This window comes from Cryobacterium sp. TMT4-31 (assembly GCF_004403385.1).
Lineage (GTDB): Bacteria > Actinomycetota > Actinomycetes > Actinomycetales > Microbacteriaceae > Cryobacterium > Cryobacterium zongtaii.
Map to the genome: position 1 here is coordinate 18,189 of NZ_SOGI01000043.1, position 23,464 is coordinate 41,652.

Annotated in this window: 23 protein-coding genes; 3 read left to right on the plus strand and 20 right to left on the minus strand. The window is 67.1% G+C overall.

The features are described from left to right. Nucleotides 1-5: 5 nt before the first annotated feature. From E3T19_RS09650 to E3T19_RS09685, 8 genes are all read right to left on the minus strand, one after another. On the minus strand, nt 6-968 hold the full coding sequence (locus tag E3T19_RS09650) for a shikimate dehydrogenase (RefSeq protein WP_240632179.1): 963 nt from the start codon (nt 966-968) through the stop codon (nt 6-8). Beyond that, nucleotides 946-2,448, minus strand: a complete 1,503-nt coding sequence (mltG, locus tag E3T19_RS09655) for an endolytic transglycosylase MltG (protein ID WP_241980125.1) — start codon at nt 2,446-2,448, stop codon at nt 946-948. The genes E3T19_RS09650 and mltG overlap by 23 nt, the downstream gene beginning before the upstream one ends. Nucleotides 2,449-2,450: 2 nt before the next feature. Continuing rightward, nucleotides 2,451-2,918 carry a Holliday junction resolvase RuvX gene (ruvX, locus tag E3T19_RS09660; protein WP_174776710.1) on the minus strand — a complete coding sequence of 156 codons (468 nt, stop codon included), beginning with the start codon at nt 2,916-2,918 and terminating at the stop codon, nt 2,451-2,453. Nucleotides 2,919-2,921: 3 nt separating this feature from the next. Continuing rightward, nucleotides 2,922-5,576, minus strand: a complete 2,655-nt coding sequence (alaS, locus tag E3T19_RS09665; protein WP_134408706.1) for an alanine--tRNA ligase — start codon at nt 5,574-5,576, stop codon at nt 2,922-2,924. Between the two features lie 63 nt (nt 5,577-5,639). Then, complete coding sequence (locus E3T19_RS09670) at nt 5,640-5,861, minus strand: hypothetical protein (protein ID WP_088456305.1); 222 nt, start codon at nt 5,859-5,861, stop codon at nt 5,640-5,642. 102 nt (nt 5,862-5,963) lie between these two features. Beyond that, nucleotides 5,964-6,329, minus strand: a complete 366-nt coding sequence (locus tag E3T19_RS09675) for a DUF948 domain-containing protein (protein ID WP_088456306.1) — start codon at nt 6,327-6,329, stop codon at nt 5,964-5,966. 109 nt (nt 6,330-6,438) lie between these two features. After that, the gene (gene rpsD, locus E3T19_RS09680) at nt 6,439-7,068 is read right to left on the minus strand and encodes a 30S ribosomal protein S4 (RefSeq protein ID WP_088456307.1); all 630 of its coding nucleotides are present in this window, start codon (nt 7,066-7,068) and stop codon (nt 6,439-6,441) included. A 233-nt stretch (nt 7,069-7,301) separates the two neighbouring features. Beyond that, nucleotides 7,302-8,639: a replication-associated recombination protein A gene (locus tag E3T19_RS09685; RefSeq protein WP_134408707.1), complete on the minus strand. Its 1,338-nt coding sequence runs from the start codon at nt 8,637-8,639 to the stop codon at nt 7,302-7,304. 132 nt (nt 8,640-8,771) lie between these two features. On the opposite strand from E3T19_RS09685, the gene E3T19_RS09690 reads away from it, so the two are divergent. The 3 genes from E3T19_RS09690 to E3T19_RS09700 all read left to right on the plus strand — a co-directional run bounded on the left by E3T19_RS09690 (nt 8,772) and on the right by E3T19_RS09700 (nt 11,664). After that, nucleotides 8,772-9,578, plus strand: coding sequence for a peptidylprolyl isomerase (locus tag E3T19_RS09690; protein ID WP_134408708.1), 807 nt, complete (start codon nt 8,772-8,774; stop codon nt 9,576-9,578). 174 nt (nt 9,579-9,752) lie between these two features. Then, entirely contained in the window at nt 9,753-10,985 is a 1,233-nt protein-coding gene (locus E3T19_RS09695; protein ID WP_134408709.1) for a DUF349 domain-containing protein, read from the plus strand. A 109-nt stretch (nt 10,986-11,094) separates the two neighbouring features. Further along, the gene (locus tag E3T19_RS09700; protein WP_088456311.1) at nt 11,095-11,664 is read left to right on the plus strand and encodes a hypothetical protein; all 570 of its coding nucleotides are present in this window, start codon (nt 11,095-11,097) and stop codon (nt 11,662-11,664) included. Here the strand turns inward: E3T19_RS09700 and E3T19_RS09705 are convergent. The 12 genes from E3T19_RS09705 to E3T19_RS09760 all read right to left on the minus strand — a co-directional run bounded on the left by E3T19_RS09705 (nt 11,651) and on the right by E3T19_RS09760 (nt 23,396). Continuing rightward, entirely contained in the window at nt 11,651-13,903 is a 2,253-nt protein-coding gene (locus tag E3T19_RS09705) for a bifunctional (p)ppGpp synthetase/guanosine-3',5'-bis(diphosphate) 3'-pyrophosphohydrolase (RefSeq protein ID WP_088456312.1), read from the minus strand. The genes E3T19_RS09700 and E3T19_RS09705 overlap by 14 nt on opposite strands. Nucleotides 13,904-13,999: 96 nt before the next feature. Beyond that, nucleotides 14,000-15,034: a protein translocase subunit SecF gene (gene secF, locus E3T19_RS09710; RefSeq protein WP_134408710.1), complete on the minus strand. Its 1,035-nt coding sequence runs from the start codon at nt 15,032-15,034 to the stop codon at nt 14,000-14,002. Next, the gene (gene secD, locus E3T19_RS09715) at nt 15,034-16,794 is read right to left on the minus strand and encodes a protein translocase subunit SecD (RefSeq protein ID WP_134408711.1); all 1,761 of its coding nucleotides are present in this window, start codon (nt 16,792-16,794) and stop codon (nt 15,034-15,036) included. The genes secF and secD overlap by 1 nt, the downstream gene beginning before the upstream one ends. 65 nt (nt 16,795-16,859) lie before the next feature. Then, entirely contained in the window at nt 16,860-17,261 is a 402-nt protein-coding gene (gene yajC, locus E3T19_RS09720) for a preprotein translocase subunit YajC (RefSeq protein ID WP_241980134.1), read from the minus strand. 123 nt (nt 17,262-17,384) lie between these two features. Next, nucleotides 17,385-18,419 carry a Holliday junction branch migration DNA helicase RuvB gene (gene ruvB, locus E3T19_RS09725; RefSeq protein WP_103431917.1) on the minus strand — a complete coding sequence of 345 codons (1,035 nt, stop codon included), beginning with the start codon at nt 18,417-18,419 and terminating at the stop codon, nt 17,385-17,387. Beyond that, nucleotides 18,416-19,069, minus strand: coding sequence for a Holliday junction branch migration protein RuvA (gene ruvA, locus E3T19_RS09730; protein WP_134408712.1), 654 nt, complete (start codon nt 19,067-19,069; stop codon nt 18,416-18,418). Before ruvA ends, ruvB begins: the two co-directional genes overlap by 4 nt. Then, complete coding sequence (ruvC, locus tag E3T19_RS09735; RefSeq protein ID WP_088456318.1) at nt 19,066-19,719, minus strand: crossover junction endodeoxyribonuclease RuvC; 654 nt, start codon at nt 19,717-19,719, stop codon at nt 19,066-19,068. The genes ruvA and ruvC overlap by 4 nt, the downstream gene beginning before the upstream one ends. Before the next feature lie 7 nt (nt 19,720-19,726). Beyond that, complete coding sequence (locus tag E3T19_RS09740; protein WP_088456319.1) at nt 19,727-20,488, minus strand: YebC/PmpR family DNA-binding transcriptional regulator; 762 nt, start codon at nt 20,486-20,488, stop codon at nt 19,727-19,729. Nucleotides 20,489-20,627: 139 nt separating this feature from the next. Continuing rightward, nucleotides 20,628-21,164: a DUF1697 domain-containing protein gene (locus tag E3T19_RS09745; RefSeq protein ID WP_134408713.1), complete on the minus strand. Its 537-nt coding sequence runs from the start codon at nt 21,162-21,164 to the stop codon at nt 20,628-20,630. Between the two features lie 52 nt (nt 21,165-21,216). Continuing rightward, nucleotides 21,217-21,810, minus strand: coding sequence for a pyridoxal 5'-phosphate synthase glutaminase subunit PdxT (gene pdxT, locus E3T19_RS09750; protein ID WP_088456321.1), 594 nt, complete (start codon nt 21,808-21,810; stop codon nt 21,217-21,219). Nucleotides 21,811-21,820: 10 nt separating this feature from the next. Beyond that, nucleotides 21,821-22,741, minus strand: coding sequence for a pyridoxal 5'-phosphate synthase lyase subunit PdxS (pdxS, locus tag E3T19_RS09755; protein WP_088456322.1), 921 nt, complete (start codon nt 22,739-22,741; stop codon nt 21,821-21,823). Between the two features lie 121 nt (nt 22,742-22,862). Continuing rightward, on the minus strand, nt 22,863-23,396 hold the full coding sequence (locus E3T19_RS09760; RefSeq protein ID WP_370291374.1) for an HIT domain-containing protein: 534 nt from the start codon (nt 23,394-23,396) through the stop codon (nt 22,863-22,865). Nucleotides 23,397-23,464: the final 68 nt, after the last annotated feature.

Sequence of the window (23,464 nt, forward strand, 5' to 3'; positions counted from 1 at the left end):
GCTCCCTATCCTTCCACAGCGCGGCCGGGCGCCGTCCCGTCGGCGGCGTCCAGTGCGGCACGCATGGCCTCCAGCACGGCCTCTTCGTCGGGGAGGGGCAGGAAAGGGTCGTTGGCCAGGAAGATCCGGATCTGCACGACGGCCTGGTGCAGCAGCATCGTGCGGCCGGACAGGGCCCGGCCGCCGGCAGCCGCCCAGGACCGGGCCAGGGCTGTGGGCCAGGGCGCGTAGCCCACGTCGAAGAGCAGGGTGTTGGCCCGCAACGCCGCCGGGAACTCGTACTGCAGTGCGGCATCGCCGGGCATGGTGCTGATCACCAGGTCACTGACGCGGTCGGCGGCGGCCATGGCCGGAAGGCCCGCTACCGCGACGACGAGCCCGAGCTTGCGGCCGAGGTCCAGGAGCGGGTCGGCTCGGCCCGGCGTGCGGGCGATGATCTGCACGGTTTCGGCGCCGAGTTCGGCGGCGGTGACGAGGGCGGATGCTGCGGTCGCGCCGGCACCGAGCAGGGTGACGTGGGTGGCCCGGTCCATGCCGGCCTCGGCCAGGGCACGCACCAGCCCGGCTACGTCGGTGTTGTAGCCGAAGAACGGCCGTGGCGCGGTCACCGTCGTGCTGTCGTCGCCCTCCCCCACCGGTGCGTCGCCGAACCGCACAGTGTTCACGGCTCCGGTGAGGATCGCGACACGGTCCAGGGTGTCCAGGCGCGGCTGGATCTCGTGCTTGAGCGGCATGGTCAAGGACAGCCCCAGCCACTCCGGGGTGAGGCCGTCCACGAAGCCGTCGAGCTCACCCTCGCCGATCTGCACCGCCGTGTATTCCCAGTTCAGGCCGAGCACCCGATAGGCGGCAGCGTGCAGGGCCGGCGACAGTGAGTGCGCGATGGGCGAACCGAGCACCGCCAACCGGCGCCGCGGCGGCGTGCTGACTGAGGCTTGCGTCGGATCAACCATATTCGGGGTGCTCATCCATCCAGTCCAGCCACTTGGCGACGCCGGCGTCGTGTTCGTCCACGGTCGTTGAGAAGATGGTCTCTCCGGTATCCAGGTTCCACGTCACGAAGAATAGCCAGGTTCCGTCTGCGGGGTGCAGGGCCGCATCAATGGCCAGGTCGCCGGGATTGCTGATCGGTCCGACCGGCAGACCGGGATGCACGTAGGTGTTGTAGGCGTTGTCTACGTCCGCCCGCTCGGCGTCGGTCGTCGTGACCAGGTGCGTCTTTCCGGTGCCGTAGGCGACGGTGGCATCGGACTGCAGCAGCCCGGTGTCCCACTGCGCAGGGTCGAGCCGGTTGTAGAACACCCGGGCGACCTTGTAGTAGTCGTCCTTCAGACCGGCCTCACGCTGGATCAGCGACGCCATCACGATGGTCTTCCACCGATCGGCCGGGGCGACTCCGGCAGTGTCGAGGGCCTCGAACTGGCGGTCGACGAGGGTCTTGAGTGCGTCGTGGGCGCTCGTCGCCGGCTGGAATGTGTACGTGGCCGGAAAGAGGAATCCCTCGAGGCTGGTGGCCTCGGCAGGGAGCCCGAACCCGGACAGGTCGGCGGCCGCTGCCTGCAGGTCCTCGAGGGGGATGTCGGTACCCTCTGACATCGAGGTGAGCACGTCGACGGCAGCGGTTCCCTCGGGGATCACCACGGTGAGATCCTGACGGCTGTCCGGATCCTGCAGGGCCTCGAGTGCGGCCTGGGCGCTCATCTGCGAGGCCAGCTGGTAGGCGCCGGGCTGGAAGACCGGGTCGGTCGACTGGGCGAGCAACAGGTCGTAGAAGGCGTCATAGCTCTTCACCACATCCTGGTCCACCAGGGTGTTGGCGATATCGGAACCGGTGTCGCCGTCGTGGATCATGACGAGCACCTCACCGCTGCCGGAGCCCTCATAGTCCTCGGGAGCCTGCGTGGCGGCGACGAGCTGGCTGATGGGCCCCTGCAGGGCCAGGGCAGCGGCGCCCATCAGAGCGAGGAGGACGAGGATGACGACCAGGCAGCCCCAGCCGCCCTTGCGCGACTTCTTCTCCACCAGGGTCGGGTGGTCGGCAAGCCGGGCGCGTCGATTCGCGCGGGAGCCGGGGCGTCCGGCCTGCGCCGGGACATCCGGGGCACCCGTCAGCTGACCGTCGGATGCGGGGGCCGGGTCGGGCGCAGTGCCGAACCCGAGCCCCGCGAAGGGATTGTGGTCGCTGGTGCTCACCGCGGCGGGCTCCTCTGGGGCAGGCTGCTCGTCCGGGTCGGGCTGTACGGGTGCGGTCCAATACGACAGAGGTGCCGGCGGCGCTGCCGGTTCAGAAGCTGCCGGTTCAGAAGCAGCCGGGCCCGCATCCTTCTGCGCCGCCTGGGCCTCGCGGGCCGCCTGGGCTTCCCGCAGGGCCCGGCGGGAGGGCAGCGGCGTGTCGCCAGTGCCGCCCGAAGGGTTCGGGTCGGGGTTTTCCGGCGGACTTTTCGCCACGGTTACGGCCTTCCGGTCAGGTCAACGGACGTGCCGGCTGGTTTGCCCGAGGCACGTTCGGTATCGAGCGCATGCTGCAGAATAATAGTCGCGGCCACCTGATCGACCACTGGACGCTGCGTGCGGGTGCTGCGGCCGACGGTTCGCAGGGCGGCCTGAGCCGACACCGTCGACAGTCGCTCGTCGACGAGCCGAACCGGCACCGACACCGTCTCGGCGAGGGTTTCGGCGAAGGAGACGGCATCGTCGGTCGACGCGGTGTGCCGCCCGGACAGCGCCAGGGGCAACCCGACGATCACTTCGACGGCATCCAGCTCGGTGACGATCCCGGCGATCCTGCCGAGGTCGGCCGCGTTCTTGTCCCGTGGCACGGTCTCCACCGGGGTGGCGAGCATGCCGTGGAAGTCGCTGCGGGCAACGCCGATCCGCACAGTGCCGACATCGATTCCCACCCGCACGCCCGATCGCATGGGTTAGCGGGCCACCAGCGTGCGCAGCGTGCTGAGTGCCTCGGGGATCAGCTCCACCTTCGTGCCGCCGCCCTGGGCCAGGTCGTCCTTGCCGCCGCCGCCGCCGCCGAGAATACCGGCGAGCTGCTTGGCCAGCGCACCGGCCTTCTGGCCGGCGTCACGAGCCGCGGCGTTGGTCGCCACGATCACGACGGGCTTGTCGGCCACGGTCGCCGCGAGGGCGACGACGGCGGGGTCATTGCCCAGCCGTTCGCGGGTGCCGGTGACGAGCATCCGCACGTCGTCGGCGGAGTTCAGGGTGCCGAGGTCTTCGGCCACCACGGTGAGGTCGCCGATCCTGGTGGCCTGGGCCACGAGGGCGGGCACCCGGTCGCTGAGTGCACGGGCTTCGAACGAGGCGATCTTCTTCTCGGCCGCCTTCAGGCTCTGCATGAGATCCATGATCTTGGCGGGAAGCTGCTCACGCGGCGTCTTGAGGTTGCTGGTGAGCTGGGACACGATGGCCCGCTCGGCGGCGAGGTCGCGGAACGCCTCGAGCCCGACGAGCGACTCGACACGGCGGTTGGTTGAGCCGACCGACGCCTCGCTGACGAGGTTGATCATGCCGATCTCAGCGCTGGAGGCCACGTGGGTGCCCGCGCAGAGTTCGCGCGACCACGGGCCGCCGATGTCGACCACCCGCACGGTCTCGCCGTACTTCTCGCCGAACAGCGCCATCGCGCCGAGCGCCTTGGCCTCGGCCAGCGGCAGTTCGCGGGTGCTCACCTCGAGGTTGTCGCGGATGGCGTTGTTGGAGATCTCCTCGATCTCGCTGCGTGTCGCCGGCGACAGGGCCTGGTTCCAGGAGAAGTCCAGGCGGAAGAAGCCGGCCTTGTTGTACGAACCCGACTGGTGTGCGTTCGGGCCGAGCACCTGGCGCAGCGCCGCGTGCAGGATGTGGGTGCCGGAGTGCGCCTGGCGGGCGCCGCGACGCCAGTCGGGATCGACGACGCTGGTCGCGGGGTCGCCCACACCGACCTCGCCGCTGGTGACCTGCACCTTGTGGCTGATCAGGCCCTTGACGGGCTTCTGCACGTCGAGAACCTCGAGTTCGTAGCCGGGGCCCACGATGAGGCCGGCGTCGGCCTCCTGGCCGCCGGATTCGGCGTAGAGGGCGGTCTCGGCGAGGATGACCTCGGCGATGTCGCCGGCGACCGCACGGTTCACTGATGCGCCGTCGACGATCAGGCCCAGAATGCTGGATTCGGTCTGCAGCATGTCGTAGCCGGTGAACACGGTCTCGCCGTGTGCGCGGAAGGCGCTGTAGACCGACAGGTCGGCCAGGTGGGTCTTCTTGGCCTTGGCGTCGGCCTTGGCCATGGCGCGCTGCTTCGCCATCAGGGTGTCGAAAGCCTCACGGTTGACGCTGAGGCCGGCCTCTTCGGCCATTTCCAGGGTGATCTCGATCGGGAAGCCGTAGGTGTCGTGCAGCAGGAACGCGGTGTCGCCGGGCAGTTCCGCCTTCTGGGCGCTCTTGGTCTTGGCCACGGCGAGGTCGAGCACGCTCGACCCGCTGGCGAGGGTGCGCAGGAAGGTCTCTTCCTCGGCGTATGCGGCCTGGCTGATCCGGTCGTAGTCGGTGGCGACCTCGGGATACGCGGCGCTCATGGCGTCGCGGGAGGCCGGGAACAGCTCGGTGAACGAGGCGGCGTCCACCCCGAGCAGGCGCATGGCACGAACGCTGCGGCGCATCAGGCGGCGCAGGATGTAGCCGCGGCCCTCATTGGACGGCATGACACCGTCGCTCATCAACATCAGGGAGGACCGCACGTGGTCGGCGACGATGCGCATCCGCACGTCGTCCTCGTGGTCGGCGCCGTAGCGGCGGCCGGAGAGGGCCGCGGCACGGTCGAGAACCGGGCGCACCTGGTCGATCTCGTACATGTTCTGCACGCCCTGCTTGAGGAACGCGACGCGCTCCAGGCCCATGCCGGTGTCGATGTTCTTCTTGGGCAGGTCGCCGAGGATCTGGAAGTCGTTCTTGCCGGTGCCCTCACCGCGGAGGTACTGCATGAAGACCAGGTTCCAGATCTCCACGTAGCGGTCGTCGTCGGTGGCGGGACCGCCGTCGATGCCGAAGGCGGGGCCACGGTCGAAGAAGATCTCACTGCACGGGCCGGCGGGGCCGGGCTGGCCGGTGGACCAGTAGTTGGTGTCCATTCCGAGGCGCTGGATCCGGTGTTCAGGCAGGCCGAGCGCGCGCCAGTAGCCGAAGGCCTCGTCGTCGTTCTCGTAGACCGTGACCCAGAGGTCCTTCTCGGCGAAGCCGTAGCCGCCGTCGGCCTCGCTCGAGGTGAGCAGCTCCCAGGCGTAGCTGATCGCCTGCTCCTTGAAGTAGTCGCCGAAAGAGAAGTTGCCGCTCATTTGGAAGAAGGTGCCGTGCCGCGGCGTCTTGCCGACCTCTTCGATGTCGTTGGTGCGGATGCACTTCTGCACGCTGGTGGCCCTGGGGAACGGGGCGGGTACCAGACCGGTGAGGTAGGGCACGAACGGCACCATGCCGGCCACGGTGAAGAGGAGGGAGGGGTCATCGCTCACGAGCGACGCCGACGGGACAACGGTGTGTCCACGGTCGGCGAAGAAGTCGAGCCAGCGCCCGCGAATGTCGGCAGTCTGCATGGGGTCCGTACTGTTACTGGATCGGTAATCCGACCGGGGGAATTGCGGTGGGAAGGGAAGTGGTTAGGGCTTTGACAGCTCTTCGATGGTCTCTTCTGCCTCGCCGAGTGCGGCGTGCAGTTCGGCTTCGCGTTTGCGGTAGCCCTCGGAGATGGCCTCGCCGAATTCGCGGGTCTTGGCGTCAAGATCGGTGAAGAACCGCTTGCCCTGCTGGGTCTTGTTCACCTCGTGGGCGGCAACAAATCCGATTCCGACGCCGACGACTAACCAGATGAAATTCTTCATGGCATGTGCTCCCTGAGTTTGAGGAATGGGTGGCTGTGGGCCGGGGCACCCGCTGGTCCAGCGGGCCGAGGTCCTGACAGGCTGCTTTCCAGCGTAGTGGACTTACTTCGTGCCTCGACGGGGCTTGGAGGCCCTGAAGGCCGCCCGGACACCGGCGGAGAATCCGGCGAGCTTGATCAGGGGGCCGCCGACGGTGGCCGCGAACAGCGCGACCATTGCGGACACGTTTCCGGTGACCTCGGCGACATTCGTGGTGATTGTGTCGATCGTGGCCAGCTGGTGGTTGGTCTGGGCGACGGTGCTCGTCGTCTCCTCGAGCAGCGGGGTCACGTTATGGCTGAGGTCGCGGATGGCGAGAGTGGTCTCGTCGAACACCCGGCCGAGCTTGATCAACGGGATGGCGAGGAACGCCACCAGAACTGCGAAAACGCCAGCGGCAATCAGGCCGGCGATATCTCCACCAGTCATTCGGCACCATCCATTTCGATTAGGCACAGCACGCAAAAGGGCGGATCACCTAGGTGATCCGCCCTCAAGCGTAGTTCAGTTCCGGCGAATCGAGACGCGCCGTGAGTGACTAGCGTGCTGCGTAGTACTCAACGACGAGCTGGACTTCACAGGTCACGGGGATCTCGATGCGCTTCGGGGCGCGAACGAGGCGGGCCTGCAGCTTGTCGAGTTCAACCTCGAGGTACGGCGGGAGCTTGGGCAGCAGGTCGACGTGACCGCCGGCCGCGGCAACCTGGAAAGGCTCGGTGCCCTCGCTCTTGGCCTTGACGTGGATGAGCTGACCCGGCTTCACGCGGAAGGAGGGACGGTCGACCAGCTGGCCGTCGACGAGGATGTGGCGGTGCACAACCATCTGACGGGCCTGGGCGGTGGTGCGGGCGATGGCCGAACGCACGAGGAGGGCGTCGAGACGGGTCTCGAGGATCTCGACGAGGTTTTCACCGGTCAGGCCCTGGCGGCGACGCGCTTCTTCGAAGGCGATCTTGAGCTGGGCTTCGCGGATGCCGTACTGGGCACGTAAGCGCTGCTTTTCGCGCAGACGCACGGCGTAGTCCGAATCGGTCTTGCGCTTGGTGCGGCCGTGCTCGCCCGGAGCGTAGGGACGCTTCTCGAGGTACTTGGCGGCCTTCGGGGTCAGGGCGATGCCCAGGGCCCGCGAGAGGCGGGTCTTGCTACGGGTACGTGACTTGGTAGACACAGTGTCCTTTCGGATGGATCTGAAAAATGGATACCAGGGCGCCGGGCCGGCCGCGAACGGCAGCACAAGGCGTCATGGGAGATCAGAGGGGTGGGTGCCACGGGCCGCCCGGCTACAGGGCGAATCCACTCCAACTTAGGTTGTGTACGCAGCCGCATGACAAAACCAGTTGTAGGCGAGGTCAAGGCTAGCACACGGGTGCCCCCGTGGCCGGGCTTTCGACACGCCCCGGTCTACTGGCCGCGGATGATCTTGCGGAGCTTGGCCAGGCGCGCGGAGACGTCACGTTCATTGCCGTGTTCGGTGGGTGTGTAGTACTGCTTCCGGCGCAGTTCGGTGGGCAGATAGTCCTGCGCGAGAACGCCGAGCGCATCATCGTGCGGGTATTTGTAACCCTTGCCGTGGCCGAGGCGTTTGGCCCCCGGGTAGTGCGCGTCACGCAGGTGCTTGGGCACCCGGCCGGTGTTGCCGTTGCGCACGTCGGCGATGGCGGCGTCGAGGGCCATATAGGCGGCATTGGACTTGGGCGCGCAGGCCAGGTGCACCACGGCCTGGGCCAGGGGGATGCGGCCTTCCGGCATGCCGATGTATTGAACGGCGTCGGCGGCGGCTATCGCGATGACCAGAGACTGCGGGTCGGCCATGCCGATGTCTTCGGAGGCGAGCACGATGATCCGGCGGCAGATGAATCGGGGATCCTCCCCGGCCTCGATCATCCGGGCCAGGTAGTGCAGGGACGCGTCGACATCCGACCCTCGCACCGACTTGATGAAGGCGCTGATCACGTCGTAATGTTCGTCACCGTTGCGGTCGTAGCGCAGCAGCGCACGGTCGACCGCGAGCGAGACGATCTCGGTCGTGATGACGGGCTTCTCGCCGTCAGCGGTCTCCGTGGTCGCGGCCGACACCGAAGCGGCCTCGAGCGCCGTGAGCGCCCGGCGGGCGTCGCCGGACGCGAGCCGGATGATGGCCCCGCGGGCCTCAGGGTCGAGCACGAACCTGTCGGCCAGGCCCCGCGGGTCGGTGACGGCGCGGTCCACGACGGTACCGAGGTCGTCGTCGCTGAGGGTCTCCAGCGTGAGCAGCAGAGACCTGGACAGCAGCGGCGAAATCACCGAGAAGGACGGGTTCTCGGTCGTCGCGGCCACGAGGATGATGATGCCGTTCTCCACCCCCGGCAACAGGGCGTCCTGCTGCGCCTTGCTGAACCGGTGGATCTCGTCGAGGAACAGCACGGTGGACAGGCCGTAGAGGTCCCGGCTGGTGCGGGCCTCGTCCATCACCTGGCGCACGTCCCGCACGCCGGCGGAGACGGCGGAGAGCTCAACGAAGCGGCGTCCGGAACTGTGCGCGATGGTCTGGGCGAGGGTGGTCTTGCCGGTTCCCGGAGGGCCCCACAGGATGACGGAGACCGAACCCTGCTCCCCCGTCTTGTCGTTGGCCAGGCTGACCAGCGGCGACCCCGGGGTAAGCAGGTGACGCTGCCCGGCAACCTCGGCCAGGCTCTTGGGGCGCATGCGCACCGCGAGCGGCGTCGCGCCGGTACGGAGGCCTGGTTGGACGGAAGACATGCGTCCAGCGTAGTTTGTGCCGCCGACGCCAATTTTCGCCGCCGCCCCCGCATGCGTAGAGTTCACAGTGACCCGGGCCGTGTTGCCCGACAAGCCCGATTTCCCGCCTCAGGCGGCACCTGGAGGATTCCCGTGGCACCTAACACCAAGCAGGAACGCGAGGCCCGCGGCCGCGCTCGCGCCTACCAGGCCCGCAAGGCCGTGAACGAGCACCAGGTCAAGCGGCGCGTGCGCGACAACATGGTGGCCGGCAGCGTACTCGTGGTCGCCCTCATCGTGCTGGTCGGCGCCCAGATGTTCTACTTCGGCGGCGGCCCCGGCACTCCTGAACCCAGTGCTTCGGCTTCCGCGACGCCCACGGCCGAGCCCTCGGACTCGGTGACTCCGACCCCCGGCGCGAACGCGGGCGACGTTCCCTCGAGCGATCTGGCCGAGGGTCGGACCTGGACCGGCACGCTCACCCTCAACGACATCGAACTCGGCGTCTCCCTCGACGGCGCCGCGGCGCCGCAAGCGGTCTCCTCGACCATCAGCCTCGCCGGATCCGGTTTCTACGATGACGTCACCTGCCACCGCCTGACCACGGGCGAAGGCTTTTCGGTATTACAGTGCGGTGACCCCACCGGCGACGGAACCGGTGGACCCAATTACTACTACGGCCCGGTCGAGAATGCTCCGGCCGACAACGTCTATCCGGCCGGCACCATCGCCATGGCGAGGTCCAGCGATCCGTACAGCATGGGCAGCCAGTTCTTCATCGTCTACGGCGATACGGAGATTCCTGCTGGAGCGGACGGTTCCGGTTACTCGGTCATCGGCACCGTCACCTCCGGACTGGACCAGCTCGTCAGCCAGATCGCCGACGCCGGGGTCGAGGACGGCTCGGCGGACGGCGCTCCCGTGGTTCCGACCACCATCACCTCCTTCACCGTTCAGTAGCCACGGTAGAAACCAGCTCGGAAAGACCAGTTCGGTCGTTTCCGCCGAACGACGGGCACGCTTGCAATAAGCTTGTGCGCGTATTGGCTTGTGCCAGTACTGGCTCGTTCAGGGATTCGCCCGCTGCAGTACTTCACTGCACGGGGAATCAACCAGATCATTAAGGTGAGGCTCTTGACTACGACAGATCAGCAACCATGGGGTCGCGTAGACGAAACCGGCACGGTTTACGTGCGCGAAGCAGACGGCGAACGTGCCGTCGGCCAGTATCCCGACGCGACACCTGAAGAGGCACTCGCCTACTTCGAACGCAAGTACGTGGAGCTGAACGGACAGGTCACCCTGCTCGAACAGCGCGCAAAGGGAGGGGCGCCGGCCGCGGATATCGCCAAGTCGGTCGCGAACCTGTCGAAGTCGGTTGCAACGGCAAACGCCGTCGGCAACCTCGCCGCCCTCGCCGAGCGCCTCGGCGCTTTGGGTGGCACGGTCACCGAACTCACCGAGCAGCAGGGTGTCGAGGCCAAGGCCGCCAGCGCTGCGGCCCTCGCGGAGCGGGCTGCCATCGTTGAAGAGGCCGAACGCCTCGCCGCCGAAGACCCGGCCAAGACGCAGTGGAAGCAGACCAGCGCTGCACTCGACGCGCTGTTCGCCAAGTGGCAGGCCCACCAGCACGACGCACCGCGCATCCCCAAGGGCGAGGCGAACGAGCTCTGGAAGCGGTTCCGTGCGGCTCGCACCACTATCGAGCAGAACCGCAAGGCGTTCTTCGCCGAACTCGACAGCGCTCACAAGGATGTACGGAACCGCAAGCAGCAGCTCATCGAGAAGGCTGAGGCGCTGGCACCCCAGGGTGCCGACGGCATCCCCGCCTACCGCAACCTGCTCGAGGACTGGAAGGCCGCCGGTCGCTCCGGCAAGAAGCAGGACGACGCCATGTGGGCCAAGTTCAAGGCCGCCGGCGACGTGCTCTACTCGGTGAAGAGCGAGATCGACGCGCAGGACAACGAAGAGTTCTCCGCCAACCTGGTCATCAAGCTCGACCTGCTCACCGAGGCCGAGACCCTGCTCACCGAGACCGACCGGGTCAAGGCCCGCGAGCTGCTCAGCTCGGTGCAGCGCCGCTGGGACGCCGCAGGCAAGGTCCCCCGCGACCAGGTCAAGCCCGTCGAGGAGCGCATGCGCAAGGTGGAAGCGGCCGTGCGGAAGCTCGACGACGACCACTGGAAGCGCAACAACCCCGAGACCAAGGCCCGCGCCGAAGGCCTCGCCGGTCAGCTGCACGACGCGATCGCCAAGCTCGAGGCCGAGCTGGCCGCCGCGCAGGAGACCAAGGACGCCCGCAAGATCAAGGACGCGACCGAGGCGCTCGAGACCCGCAAGGCCTGGCTGAAGGCCATCGGCCAGTAACGACTCGCTGCACGGGAGTAACTACCCACACCCGAAACGGGATCGGGAATCTGTCCACAGATTCCCGGTCCCGTTTCGGCGTCTGCCGGCGACTCCGCAGGCTGGAAGCATGACTCCCCTGCTTCCTGCCGCGCTCACCCCGGCCGACCTTCCGCTCGCCGAACTGAACTGTGCCCGCCTCGACGGTGAGCTGTTCCCGCTCGCCGGAGCGTGGTGTCCGGTCGACGCCCACGACGGCCCGGAGACCCGGGGCGAGGCGCTCACCTCGGTCGCGCCGAGCCGGGCCGCCGCCGAGCGGATGAGCGCCGCCTGGATCTATGGTCTGGCCGCCGAACCTGACCCCCATCAGTTCTGCATCGACATGACCGCGCGTGCCCGCAAGCCCGTCGAGACGAGGACCCAGCTCCGCGAGGTGCGCCTCGGCCGCGACGACACGAGGGTGCTGGGTCGTCAACTCGTCACCACTCCCCTGCGGACGGCTATCGACCTTGCCCGCTGGGGCCGCTCACCCGGGTGCCGCGCAGACACGGCGCTGCTGGCGGCGCTGCTGGTCTATGACGGACCAGTCGATCCGCACGCCGACGAACAGGCGCTCGCCGGTCAACGGGGAGTCTCGTTCAGCCGCAGGGCGGCCGCCCAGCTACGGGAAGCGCGCCGGCTGAACCTCAGCCGTCGCTGACCCTGTAGACGTCGTACACGGCGTCGATGCGGCGCACCGCGTTCAGCACCCTGTCGAGGTGGGTAGTGTCGCCCATCTCGAACACGAACCGGCTGATCGCCAGCCGGTCGCTGGAGGTGTGTACCGTCGCCGAGAGGATGTTGACGTGGTGTTCCGACAACACTCTGGTGACATCCGAGAGCAAGCCGGAGCGGTCGAGGGCCTCGATCTGGATTTGCACGAGGAACAGGCTCTTCGAGGTCGGCGCCCAGTCGACGTCGATCATCCGCTCGGGTTCCTTGAGCAGTTCCTGCACGTTGTGGCAATCGAATTGGTGCACAGACACACCGGAACCGCGGGTGATGAAACCCACGATCTTGTCGCCGGGAACCGGGGTGCAGCAGCGTGCCAGCTTGACGAGGATGTCGGGGGCGCCGCGCACCAGGATCCCGGAGTCGTTGTTGCGCAACGTCTGGGTACGGCCGTTGGGGGTGAACGGCAGGTCCGTCGCGTCGCTCTCCTCCACGCTCTGCAGCGTGGCGACGACCTTCTCCAGCACGGACTGCGTCGACACGTGGCCTTCACCGACGGCGGCGTAGAGCGCCGAGACGTCTTCGTAGCGCATCACGGCGGCGACCTCGGCGAAGGAGTCCTGGTTCATCAGCTTCTGCAGCGGCAGGTTCTGCTTGCGCATGGCCCTGGCGATGGCGTCGCGGCCCTGTTCGATGGCCTCGTCGCGGCGTTCCTTGGTAAACCACTGGCGAATCTTGTTGCGCGCCCTGGGGCTCTTGACGAAGTTCAGCCAGTCCTGGCTCGGACCCGAGTCCGGGTTCTTGGAGGTGAAGACCTCCACGACGTCGCCGGTGCTGAGCGAGCTCTCCAGAGGCACGAGCCGTCCGTTGACCTTGGCGCCCATGGTGCGGTGGCCCACCTCGGTGTGCACGGCGTAGGCGAAGTCCACTGGCGTCGCGTCGGCGGGCAGGCCGATCACGCGGCCCTTGGGCGTGAAGACGTAGACCTCCTTGGCGCCGATCTCGTAGCGCAGGGAGTCGAGGAACTCGTTGGGGTCGGCCGTTTCGGCCTGCCAATCGGAGATATGTGCCAGCCAGGCCATATCGGTGTCGCTCTGGGGGCCGGGGCCGGAGCTCTTGCCGTTGACCTGCTCCTTGTACTTCCAGTGCGAGGCGACGCCGTACTCGGCACGCTCGTGCATCTCCTGGGTACGGATCTGGATCTCGACCGGGCGGCCACTCGGGCCGAGCACGGTGGTGTGCAGCGACTGGTACAGGTTGAATTTGGGGGTGGCGATGTAGTCCTTGAAGCGACCGGGCAGCGGAGTCCACCGCGCGTGGATGGCTCCGAGGACCGCGTAACAGTCCCGCACCGAGTTCACCAGGACCCGGATGCCGACGAGGTCGTAGATCTCGTCGAACTCGCGGCCGCGCACGACCATCTTCTGGTAGATCGAGTAGTACTGCTTGGGCCGTCCGGCCACCTTGCCGCGGATGCGCGCGGCCTTGAGATCGTCGTTGATCGCGTCGATGACGTACTGCACGAATTCTTCGCGCTGCGGGGTGCGCTGCTTGACGAGGCTCTCGATCTCGGCGTACAGCTTCGGGTAGAGCACCCCGAAAGAGAGGTCCTCGAGTTCCCACTTGATGGTCTGGATTCCCAGGCGGTGGGCCAGCGGGGCGTAGATCTCGAGGGTCTCGGTGGCCTTGCGGGTCGCGGACTCCGCCGGCACGAAGCCCCAGGTGCGGGCGTTGTGCAGACGGTCGGCCAGTTTGATGATCAGCACCCGGATGTCCTTGGACATCGCGACGATCATCTTGCGGACAGTCTCGGCCTGAGTGCTGTCGCCGTACTTCACCTTGTCGAGCTTGGTGACGCCGTCCACGAGCATGGTGATCTCGTCGCCGAAGTCGGCGCGCAACTGGTCGAGGGTGTAGTCGGTGTCCTCGACGGTGTCGTGCAACAGGGCAGCTGCCACGGTCTTGGGACCGATCCCGAGGTCGGCCAGGATCTGGGCGACCGCGACGGGATGGGTGATGTACGGCTCGCCGCTGCGACGTTTCTGGCCCTCGTGGGCCCGCTCAGCGGCCGCGTACGCCCGTTCGATGATCGACAGATCCACCTTGGGATGGTGCGTGCGCACCGTCTTCAGCAGCGTGTCGACGGCACCGACGGGCTGCGCCCTGGAGAAAATACGCGGCACCAGACGACGCAGTGACGCGGCGGATGGCGTGGTGGTTTCTGTCATCTCGTTACCTCACTCCCTGGCGCCAATTATCCCTGTACTAACGGATAAACGGTAAACCGAGGGACGCTGTCGGATATTCCCGGCGGGCGAACCGGCTCACGCGGGAACGTCCGCGCGGGCCGCATCCGTGCCGGCGACCGACGAGGTACCGGTGGCCTTGGCCCGCAGGGCCAGGGCCTTCTTGTCACGCTTGCGGATCTCCGGCTCGTTCTCGCGCAGCTGGGCGTAGAGCGGGGCGGCGATGAAGATCGTGGAGTATGTACCCACGATCATTCCGATCAGCAGGGCCAGGGAGATGTCCTGCAGGGTTCCCGCACCCAGCACGAACGCACCGATGACGAGGATCGAGGCGACCGGGAGGACTGCGACGATCGAGGTGTTGATCGAGCGCACCAGGGTCTGGTTGACCGCGAGGTTGACCGAGTCGGCGAACGTGCGCCGGGATTCTGGCCCGTCTTCGGTCGTGTTCTCGCGGATCTTGTCGAACACCACCACGGTGTCGTACAGCGAGTAACCCAGGATCGTGAGGAAGCCGATCACGGCCGCCGGAGTGATCTCGAAGCCGGTGATGCCGTAGAAACCCGCGGTGATGACGAGGTCGTGTAACAGGGCGACCATGGCGGCGGCGGCCATTTTCCAGGTGCGGAAGTACAGGGCCATCACCGCGCCGGCGAGCACCAGGAAGGTCAGCAGTGCGCGGATGGCGGAGCCGGTGATGTCCTGGCCCCAGGACGGGCCGATGAACGAGGACGTGACCTGCGCCGCGTCGACGCTGTATGCGGTGGCGAGAGCGGCGCGTACTTCCCGGCTCTCGGTGTCGCTGAGCTGGTCGGTCTGCACGCGGATGCTGTCGCTGCCGACGACGGACACCTTGGGCACGGCTTCGGGCACCACCTCGGTGACCGCGGTGGATGCCGCATCCTGGTCCTCGGTGGAGATCTCGGAGAGGACGAACTCGGAGCCGCCGGTGAACTCGATGCCGAACGTGAACCCACCGCGGAGGACCGGACCGAGGATCGCGATCAGGATCATGACCGCGGCGACCGAGTACCAGACCTTACGACGTCCGACGATGTTGTAGGAGAGCTTGCCGGTGTGCAGATCGTTGCCGAACTGGTTGAAGCTGGCCATTAGGAATCCTTCCCATCGGTCGACTTACTGGAGCCGGAACCGACGAGCTCAGCCGCCTTGCGTTCGGCGATGGTCTGGCGCTTTGCGGCCTCCTTGCTGGAGGACGGCGACTTGCGTGACGCCACCTCCACGGAGGGCTGGAACCGGGCGCGTCCGCGGTAGACGGCGCCGAGTGCCCGCGGGTCGAGTCCACTGAGCTTGTGCCCGTCTCCGAAGAACTTGGTGCGGGCGAGCAGCTGCAGCATCGGATGGGTGAAAATCGCCACGACCAGGAGGTCGACCAGGGTGGTCAGTCCCAGGGTCAGGGCGAAACCGCGCACGTTACCGACGGCCAGGATGAACAGAACCGCGGCGGCGAGGAAGTTGACGGTGTCGGAGGCGATGATGGTGCGGATCGCGCGGCGCCAGCCGGATTCGACCGAGGACACCAGTCCCCTGCCGTCGCGGAGCTCGTCGCGCACCCGCTCGAAGTAGACGATGAACGAGTCAGCGGTGATACCGATGGCCACGATGAGACCGGCCACACCGGCCAGGGAGAGGCGGTACCCCTCACGCCAGGACAACAGAGTGATCAGCAGGTAGGTGATCACGCCAGCCACGATGAGCGACGCGACAGTGACCAGCCCGAGGAGGCGGTACTGGATGAGGGAGTAGAGCACGACCAGGATCAGGCCGATCAGGCCCGCGATGAGGCCGCTCTGCAGCTGGGTCGAACCGAGGGTTGCCGAGATGGTGTCCTGGCTCTGCACGGCGAAGCTGATCGGCAGGGCGCCGAACTTGAGCTGGTCGGCGAGGGCCTTGGAGGTGTCCTGGTCGAACGAGCCGGTGATCTGGGGCTTGCCGTCGGTGATCACGGCCAGCGTGCGCGGAGCGGAGATGACGCTGCCGTCCAGCACGATGGCGAACTGGTTCTGCGCGCCCTGGAGGCCGCTCAGGCGAGTCGTCACGTCGGCGAACGACTCGGTGCCGGTGCGGTCGAAGACGATGTTGACGGCCCATTCGCCGGTAGTTGCACCGCTCTGCGTGGTGACCTGCCCGTTGGTGGCGTCGGAGATGTTCTCGCCGCTCACCTCGACCGGGCCGAGGATGTACTTGATCGAACCATCGCTCTCGCAGGTGATCAGCGGCTGATCGGCCGGTGCCACAATGCTGGTGTCGATGTCGCTGCACTGGAAGGAATCGAACTCCGCCTGCAGGTCGGGAGTGATGTTGTTCAGGTCGCTCGCGTCGGTGGGCGCGACGGCCGGGGTCTCAGCGGCCGGAGTCTCTGCGGCCGGGGTCTCTGCGGCCGGGTCTGCCGCGGCATCCGTCGCCGGGTCGGTGGCCCCGTCGGTTGAGCCGTCTGCGCCGACACTGTCCTCAGTGGGCGCTGAAGCGACCAGGACCGGTCGGAACTCAAGCTTTGCCGAGGACTGGATGCGGTTCAGGGTGGCGTCGTCAGGCGTTCCGGGAATGGAGACGACGATGTTCTGTCCACCCTGGGTGTTGATCTCCGACTCGGAGACTCCGGCGGAGTCGATCCGCTGCCGGATGATCGACACCGCCTGGTTGAGCTGTTCAGACGAAACCGTCTGGCCGGACTCGAGCTTGGGGGCCAGGATGATCTGGGTGCCACCCTCGAGGTCGAGCGCCAGCTTCGGCGTCCACGAACCGCCGCCGGTGAGAACGCCGGCTCCGTTCAGAGCGATGAGACCGACGATGATCACGCCAAGCCAGGTCAGGGAGCGCCAGGCCTTCTTGGTCGGAGACGACTTAGCCACCTATTGAACTCAGCTTTCTATTGCTCGTGCTGCGCGACCGAAGCCGCGCAGCCGGAGTGGGTGTGTTACGCGTCGCCCTTTTTGGGTTCGGTGTCGGTGTCGGGCGCGACCTCGTCGGTCGTCGGCTTGAATTCGGCACGCTGGCCGTACTCGGGCTCGCCGACAACGGCCGGCGTGCCGGCGTCGGTGTCAACGGTCTGGTCGAGGACGACGTCATCGCCGGCAACTGTGGGCTCGACGACGCGGGCGATCGTCTGGCGGTGGATCTGCACAATGGTGCCGGGTGCGATCTCGAGGGCGACCTTGTTCTCTTCCTCATCGATCGACACAATGGTGCCGTAGAGGCCGAAGTTGGTCATCACGTCTGCTCCGGCGACCATCTTCGACTGCAGGGCCAAGGTGTCCTTCTGGCGCTTGCGGCCATTGCGAAACATGAAGAACACAAGCAACGCCAAGACGGCGAGCATGACAAGAGTCAACGGATCCATAGAACTGTGAAACCTTCCCGTGCGAGCGTGGTGTCGCGACGAAGTTTTTTGTGGGAGTGGCTGGGGGAAGCCGGCAGAAGGTGCGTGCCTGACCAGCTTGAATTATAGAACATCCAAGGTGAGCGCAGCCTGAGGATTGCTCAAGCCGAAATGCCGCCACGCTGCGGCAGTAGCAACCCGCCCGCGCGGGGTACGCGTGAGGAAGCCTATCCGCACCAGGAAGGGCTCTACGACCGATTCGATGGTTTCGGGCTCCTCCCCCACCGAGACGGCCAGTGTATTCAGCCCAACCGGTCCACCCCCAAAACGGGTGAGGACGATGTTCATGACCTCGCGGTCGAGCCGGTCCAGTCCGATTTCGTCGACGTCGTAGAGTTCCAGCGCCGCGTGCACGGCCGCCAGGTCGGCGTCTCCGCCGTGCACGAGCGCGTAGTCGCGCACCCGGCGCAACAGCCGGTTGGCGATTCGCGGAGTCCCCCGGCACCGGCCGGCGATCTCGGCGATGGCCTCCCGGTCGATGACCAGTCCGAGGAGGCGTGCGGCCCGCACCAGCACCAGTTCGAGTTCGGCGTCGGCGTAGAACTCCAGGTGGGCCGTGAAGCCGAACCTGTCGCGCAGTGGGTTCGGGAGCATGCCGGAACGTGTGGTGGCCCCGACCAGGGTGAACGGCGCCAGGTCCAACGGTACCGACGTGGCTCCGGCCCCCTTGCCGACCATGATGTCGATGCGGAAGTCCTCCATCGCCAAGTAGAGCATCTCTTCGGCGGAGCGGGCCATCCGATGGATCTCATCGATGAAGAGCACCTCGCCGGGCACGAGGGAGGAGAGCACTGCAGCCAGGTCGCCGGCGTGCTGAATCGCGGGGCCGCTAGACATGCGCAGCGGCCGATTGCCCTCGTAGGCGATGATCATGGCGAGGGTCGTCTTGCCGAGGCCTGGCGGGCCGGCCAGCAGGATGTGGTCAGGGGTGCGCTGCTGCATCGATGCCGCGGTCAACAGCAGCTGCAACTGACCGCGCACCTTCTGCTGGCCGACGAACTCGGTGAGGCTCTTGGGGCGCAGGGCGCCCTCGAAGGCCAGCTCCGCGTCGCCCTCGAGTGCCGGGTTGGTCAGGTCGACGCCGGGATCCTGGGTCATGAGTTGCGACCAGCGGCATTGGCGGCACCCGAATGCTGGGCAGGACCGAGCCGGGCCAAGGCCAGGCGGAGCACGGCCCCGACCCCGGCTTCCTCGGCGTCGAACTCGGCTGTGCTGCCGGCGAGGATCTCCTCAACGGCCTGGACGGCGACCCGCTCCGACCAGCCGAGGCCGATCAGCGCTGCTTGCACGCTGGCGCCGACGGTGGCCGTGGCGACGCCGACGCGTCCGGGGGCAACGGCGGCGCTGGTGACGGCGACCTTGCCGACCAGTGACAGCACTATGAGCTTGGCGGTCTTCGGTCCGATCCCGCTGACCTTGCGGAACACGGCATCGTCCTCGGCGTTGACGGCGAGGGCGATTTGGTTGGGGGTGAGCACGGCGAGCACGCCGAGCGCGGACTTGGGACCGACGCCGGTGACGCCGACGAGAAGCTCGAACACTGCGAGTTCTTCGGCGCTAGGGAAGCCGTAGAGGGTCAGGGAGTCTTCACGAACGATCAGGGTGGTGGCCAGGCGGGTTTCGGTGCCGACCCTCGCGGCCAGGGCCGTGGACGGGGTGACCTGCAGTGCGAGTCCGACTCCGCCGACCTCGATCACGACGGTTGAGCCCAGGGCTGAAAGGACTGGGCCACGCACTGAAGAGATCACCTAGCCAGCCTACGGTGCGCCGCAGACACTGCCGCCGCCGACCCCGGCGCGTTGCCGCGCTCGGCGTCGCGCCAGGCCTTCTGCGCCGGAGTGAGCGAGCCGGGACTCAGCGCGGGCGTGGACCGGTTGCCCGCCGCGACCGTGCCGCTGGTGGGGAGTACACCGCCGGCGGCGCCGGTTCGCCACGCGTGGCAGATGGCCAGCGCGAGGGCGTCGGCGGCATCCGCCGGTTTCGGGATTTCGGCCAGTCCCAGCACCCGGGCGACCATTGTGCCGACCTGTTTTTTGTCCGCGGAGCCGTACCCGGTGATGGCGGCCTTGACCTCGCTCGGGGTGTGCAGGGTCACCGTCAGTCCGCGCTTGGCGGCGAGCATGAGGGCCACCCCACTGATCTGGGCGGTGCCCATGACCGTGCTCACGTTCTGCTGCGCGAAGACCCGTTCAATGGCCACGAAGTGCGGTTGGTGCCGGTCGAGGAGCTCTTCGAGGCCCTCACTGATCAGGAGCAGGCGGCGTTCGAGGGGCAGGTCGGGAGAGCTGCGCAGCACCTGCACGTCGACAAGGGTCGCCGAACGGTTCGCTGCGACGTCGACGATCCCGACGCCGCAGCGGGTCAGGCCCGGGTCGATGCCCAGCACCCTGACCGTCATCGGTGGGCTATTCGCTGTCTGCTTCGAGCTCGGCCTGGACCTCGGCCGAGACGTCGTAGTTGCTGTAGATATTCTGCACGTCGTCGAGTTCCTCGAGAGCGTCGATGAGCCTGAACACCTTGCGGGCGGTCTCGGCGTCGACCTCGATCTTGAGCTGCGGGACGAAGGCGATGTCGGCGGAGTCGTAGTCGATTCCAGCCGCCTGCAGGGCAGTACGGGTGGCGACCAGATCGTGCGCCTCGCTGAAGACCTCGAACTTCTCGCCGTCGTCGACGACCTCTTCGGCGCCGGCGTCGAGCACCGCAGCGAGCACGTCGTCTTCGGTTGCGTCTCCCTTGGGCACCACGACGATGCCCTTGCGGTGGAAGTTGTAGGCGACACTGCCCGGGTCGGCCATGTTGCCGCCGTTGCGGCTGACCGTGGTGCGCACCTCGGCCGCGGCTCGGTTCTTGTTGTCGGTGAGGCACTCGATCATGATGGCGACACCGTTGGCGGCGTAGCCCTCATACATGATCGTGGTGTAGTCGACGGCTTCACCGGACAGCCCAGCGCCGCGCTTGACGGCGCGGTCGATGTTGTCGTTGGGGACCGAGGTCTTCTTGGCCTTCTGGATGGCGTCGACGAGCGTCGGGTTGCCAGACAGGTCCGCTCCGCCCATACGGGCAGCGACCTCGATGTTCTTGATCAGCTTGGCGAAAGCCTTCGCCCGACGCGAGTCGGTGACAGCCTTCTGGTGCTTGGTGGTCGCCCACTTGGAATGCCCGGACATGAATCTCCCGATTTTCGTTGCGTTGTCGTTGCGCTAACTCGTGCGACGCGCTTGGGGCGTCGTCTGCAGGCACCGCGACCGTTCCGACCGCTCAGTGCGTTCTCAGTCTAGCCCGGGCACCCTCTGACTGCCCTTCGGCTCACCGGGTGGTGGGCACGCCGAGTATCTTGTGCAGGGTGCGCAGGTTGCGGTTCGTGGTGGTGGATTTGTACCGGGGTTTGGCTGCCAGGACGCTGAAGGGGCTCTTGATGCCCACAGCCCGACGCACCTGCCAGTACAGGAGTCCGTCGCCGGGTAGAACGCTCTCGTCGGCCGGATCGAGCTGGGGCGCGCTGACCAGGAGCTCGTCGAGCCTGGCCGGGTCTGAGCCGAAGAGGATGTACGAGTGCCAGCCGTCCCGGTCGTCGAACGGGTAGCCGTCGACGGCTACGACGAGGTCGTCTCTGCTGAGCAGCACCACGAACGCCGTGTATCCGAATCGCTCGGACAGGGCTCGTTCCATGCCCGTCTTGACGGTGGCGGCATCAGGCTCGTCGCTCGTGAAGAGCACATTGCCGCTGGCCAGGATGGTCGTGACACCGCTGTGGCCGAGCCTGCTGACCGTTTCGGCCAGGTCGGCCATCTTGATGGTGATGCCGCCGACATTGATGCCGCGCAACAGGGCGACGTATCTCATGCGCTGGCCTGGGTCATGCCCCCATTGTGCCGGACTGTGTGGTGCAGCCGGGCTAGGCGCCGAAACCGGCCGTCTGCACCTTCTGCAGGAAGTACTCGTGGAAGCGGTACTCCCCCGTGATCTCCGGGTGGAAGGACGTGCCGAGCAGGTTGCCTTGTTCGACGGCCACGCATCGACCGTCGGCGATCGTCGCCAACGCCGTGGCGCGCGATCCGACGGTCTCGACCACCGGGGCGCGGATGAAGACGGCGTGCACTGGGGTCTCGCCGAGGGCCGGTACGTCCAGGTCGGTCTCGAACGAGGCGGTCTGCGAGCCGAACGCGTTGCGGCGCACGCTGATGTCCAGGCCGCCGATGCTCTGCTGGCCCGAGATGCCGTCCAACACGTTGTCGGCCAGCATGATCAGTCCCGCGCAGGTGCCGTAGACCGGCATCCCGCCCTGGACGGCCGCTCGCAGGGGGTCGGCGAGGCCGAACATGCGAGTCAGCTTGTCCATCACGCTGGACTCGCCGCCCGGGATCACCAGGCCGGTGACGCTGGCCAGTTCCTCCGGGCGGCGCACGAGAGTGACCTCGCTGCCGAGCGAGCGCAGAACGTCGGCATGCTCGCGAAAGTCGCCCTGAAGGGCGAGTACTCCAACGCTCATGAAGCGGGTGTTACCAGCCGCGCTCGGAGAGGCGGTGCGGTGCGGCAAGGTCGGACACGTTGATGCCGACCATGGCTTCGCCGAGTCCCCGCGAGACATCCGCGATGATCTTGGCGTCGTCGTAGAAGGCGACGGCCTTGACGATGGCGTTGGCGCGTTCCTGCGGGTTGCCGGACTTGAAGATGCCCGAACCCACGAAGACGCCGTCGGCGCCGAGCTGCATCATCATGGCCGCGTCGGCCGGGGTGGCCACGCCGCCGGCGGTGAACAGCACGACGGGCAGCTTGCCGGTCGCGGCGATCTCGGCGACGAGTTCGTACGGGGCCTGCAGGTCCTTGGCGGCCACGTACAGCTCGTCCTTGGTGAGCGAGGACAGCCGGGCGATCTCGCCCTTGATGGTGCGGATGTGCTTGGTGGCCTCAGAGACGTCGCCGGTGCCGGCCTCGCCCTTGGAGCGGATCATCGCGGCGCCCTCGGTGATGCGACGCAGCGCCTCGCCCAGGTTGGTGGCACCGCAGACGAACGGAATCGTGAAGTTCCACTTGTCGATGTGGTTGACGTAGTCGGCGGGGCTCAGCACCTCTGACTCGTCGATGTAGTCGACCTCGAGGGCCTGCAGCACCTGGGCCTCGACGAAGTGGCCGATGCGGGCCTTCGCCATAACCGGGATGGAGACCTCGGCGCGGATGCTGTCGATCAGGTCGGGGTCGCTCATGCGGGCGACACCACCCTGGGAGCGGATGTCGGCCGGGACGCGCTCGAGCGCCATGACGGCGACGGCGCCGGCGTCTTCGGCGATGCGGGCCTGCTCGGCGTTGACGACGTCCATGATGACGCCGCCCTTCAGCATCTCAGCGAGTCCGCGCTTGACGCGGCTCGAGCCGAACTGTGCGGCGCTGTCGACCTGCTCGGGGGAAGTGGTGTCAGTCATAGCTACGATTCTATTCCTTGCGTCTGGTGCCGCTGGTCGGGGCGAGGGGAACGGGTGATGAGAACTGGGTCAAGAGACGGGTGTTACTGCAAGCCGTGCCAGCGAGGTGGGAAAGCGAGGGTCAGACGGTGGAAACCGGCCAACCCTCCGCGACCTCGCGGCGCACCTCGCCGAGCAGCTTCGGGATTGCCTTGGTGCCGGCGATGATCGGGAAGAAGTTCGAGTCGAGCGCCCACCGCGGAACGATGTGCTGGTGCAGGTGCTCGGCGATCCCGGCGCCCGCGATGCGGCCCTGGTTCATTCCGAGGTTGAACCCGTCGCAGCCCGAGGTGGCCTTGAGCACCCGCATTGCCACCTGGGTCAGGCTACCGATTTCGGCGACTTCCTCAGGGGTGGCTTCGTCATACGTCGCAACATGCCGGTAGGGGCAGACCAGCAGGTGGCCGCTGTTGTACGGGAACAGGTTCAGCAGCACGTAGGCGTACTTCCCGCGAGCCACGATGAGAGCCTTCTCGTCGTCCATCGACGGTGCGATGCAGAACGGGCAGTCGTCGGGGTGCGGCTGCTGACCGTCTTGGATGTAGACCATCCGGTGGGGCGTCCACAGTCGCTGGAAGGCATCCGGAACGGCGGCGAAGTCGCCCGAATTCTCCACCTGGACGCCCTCGACGAAGTCCTGCGGGCTGCCGGACAGGCGGTCCCAGGGCGTGTCTCGCGGCGCGT

Bases quoted from the DNA above. Each gene is read 5' to 3' on its own strand.
- E3T19_RS09670 (WP_088456305.1), bottom strand. From the start codon at position 5,861: ATGAAGAATTTCATCTGGTTAGTCGTCGGCGTCGGAATCGGATTTGTT.
- yajC (WP_241980134.1), bottom strand. From the start codon at position 17,261: ATGCTCGCCGTCTTGGCGTTGCTTGTGTTCTTCATGTTTCGCAATGGC.
- E3T19_RS09705 (WP_088456312.1), bottom strand. From the start codon at position 13,903: ATGACAGAAACCACCACGCCATCCGCCGCGTCACTGCGTCGTCTGGTG.
- ruvX (WP_174776710.1), bottom strand. From the start codon at position 2,918: ATGCGATCGGGCGTGCGGGTGGGAATCGATGTCGGCACTGTGCGGATC.
- ruvC (WP_088456318.1), bottom strand. From the start codon at position 19,719: ATGACGGTCAGGGTGCTGGGCATCGACCCGGGCCTGACCCGCTGCGGC.
- alaS (WP_134408706.1), bottom strand. From the start codon at position 5,576: ATGCAGACTGCCGACATTCGCGGGCGCTGGCTCGACTTCTTCGCCGAC.
- pdxS (WP_088456322.1), bottom strand. From the start codon at position 22,741: ATGACTGACACCACTTCCCCCGAGCAGGTCGACAGCGCCGCACAGTTC.
- E3T19_RS09675 (WP_088456306.1), bottom strand. From the start codon at position 6,329: ATGACTGGTGGAGATATCGCCGGCCTGATTGCCGCTGGCGTTTTCGCA.
- E3T19_RS09650 (WP_240632179.1), bottom strand. From the start codon at position 968: ATGAGCACCCCGAATATGGTTGATCCGACGCAAGCCTCAGTCAGCACG.
- ruvB (WP_103431917.1), bottom strand. From the start codon at position 18,419: ATGACCCAGGATCCCGGCGTCGACCTGACCAACCCGGCACTCGAGGGC.
- pdxT (WP_088456321.1), bottom strand. From the start codon at position 21,810: ATGAGCGTTGGAGTACTCGCCCTTCAGGGCGACTTTCGCGAGCATGCC.
- E3T19_RS09700 (WP_088456311.1), top strand. From the start codon at position 11,095: ATGACTCCCCTGCTTCCTGCCGCGCTCACCCCGGCCGACCTTCCGCTC.
- secF (WP_134408710.1), bottom strand. From the start codon at position 15,034: ATGGCCAGCTTCAACCAGTTCGGCAACGATCTGCACACCGGCAAGCTC.
- E3T19_RS09740 (WP_088456319.1), bottom strand. From the start codon at position 20,488: ATGTCCGGGCATTCCAAGTGGGCGACCACCAAGCACCAGAAGGCTGTC.
- E3T19_RS09745 (WP_134408713.1), bottom strand. From the start codon at position 21,164: ATGAGATACGTCGCCCTGTTGCGCGGCATCAATGTCGGCGGCATCACC.
- E3T19_RS09685 (WP_134408707.1), bottom strand. From the start codon at position 8,639: ATGTCTTCCGTCCAACCAGGCCTCCGTACCGGCGCGACGCCGCTCGCG.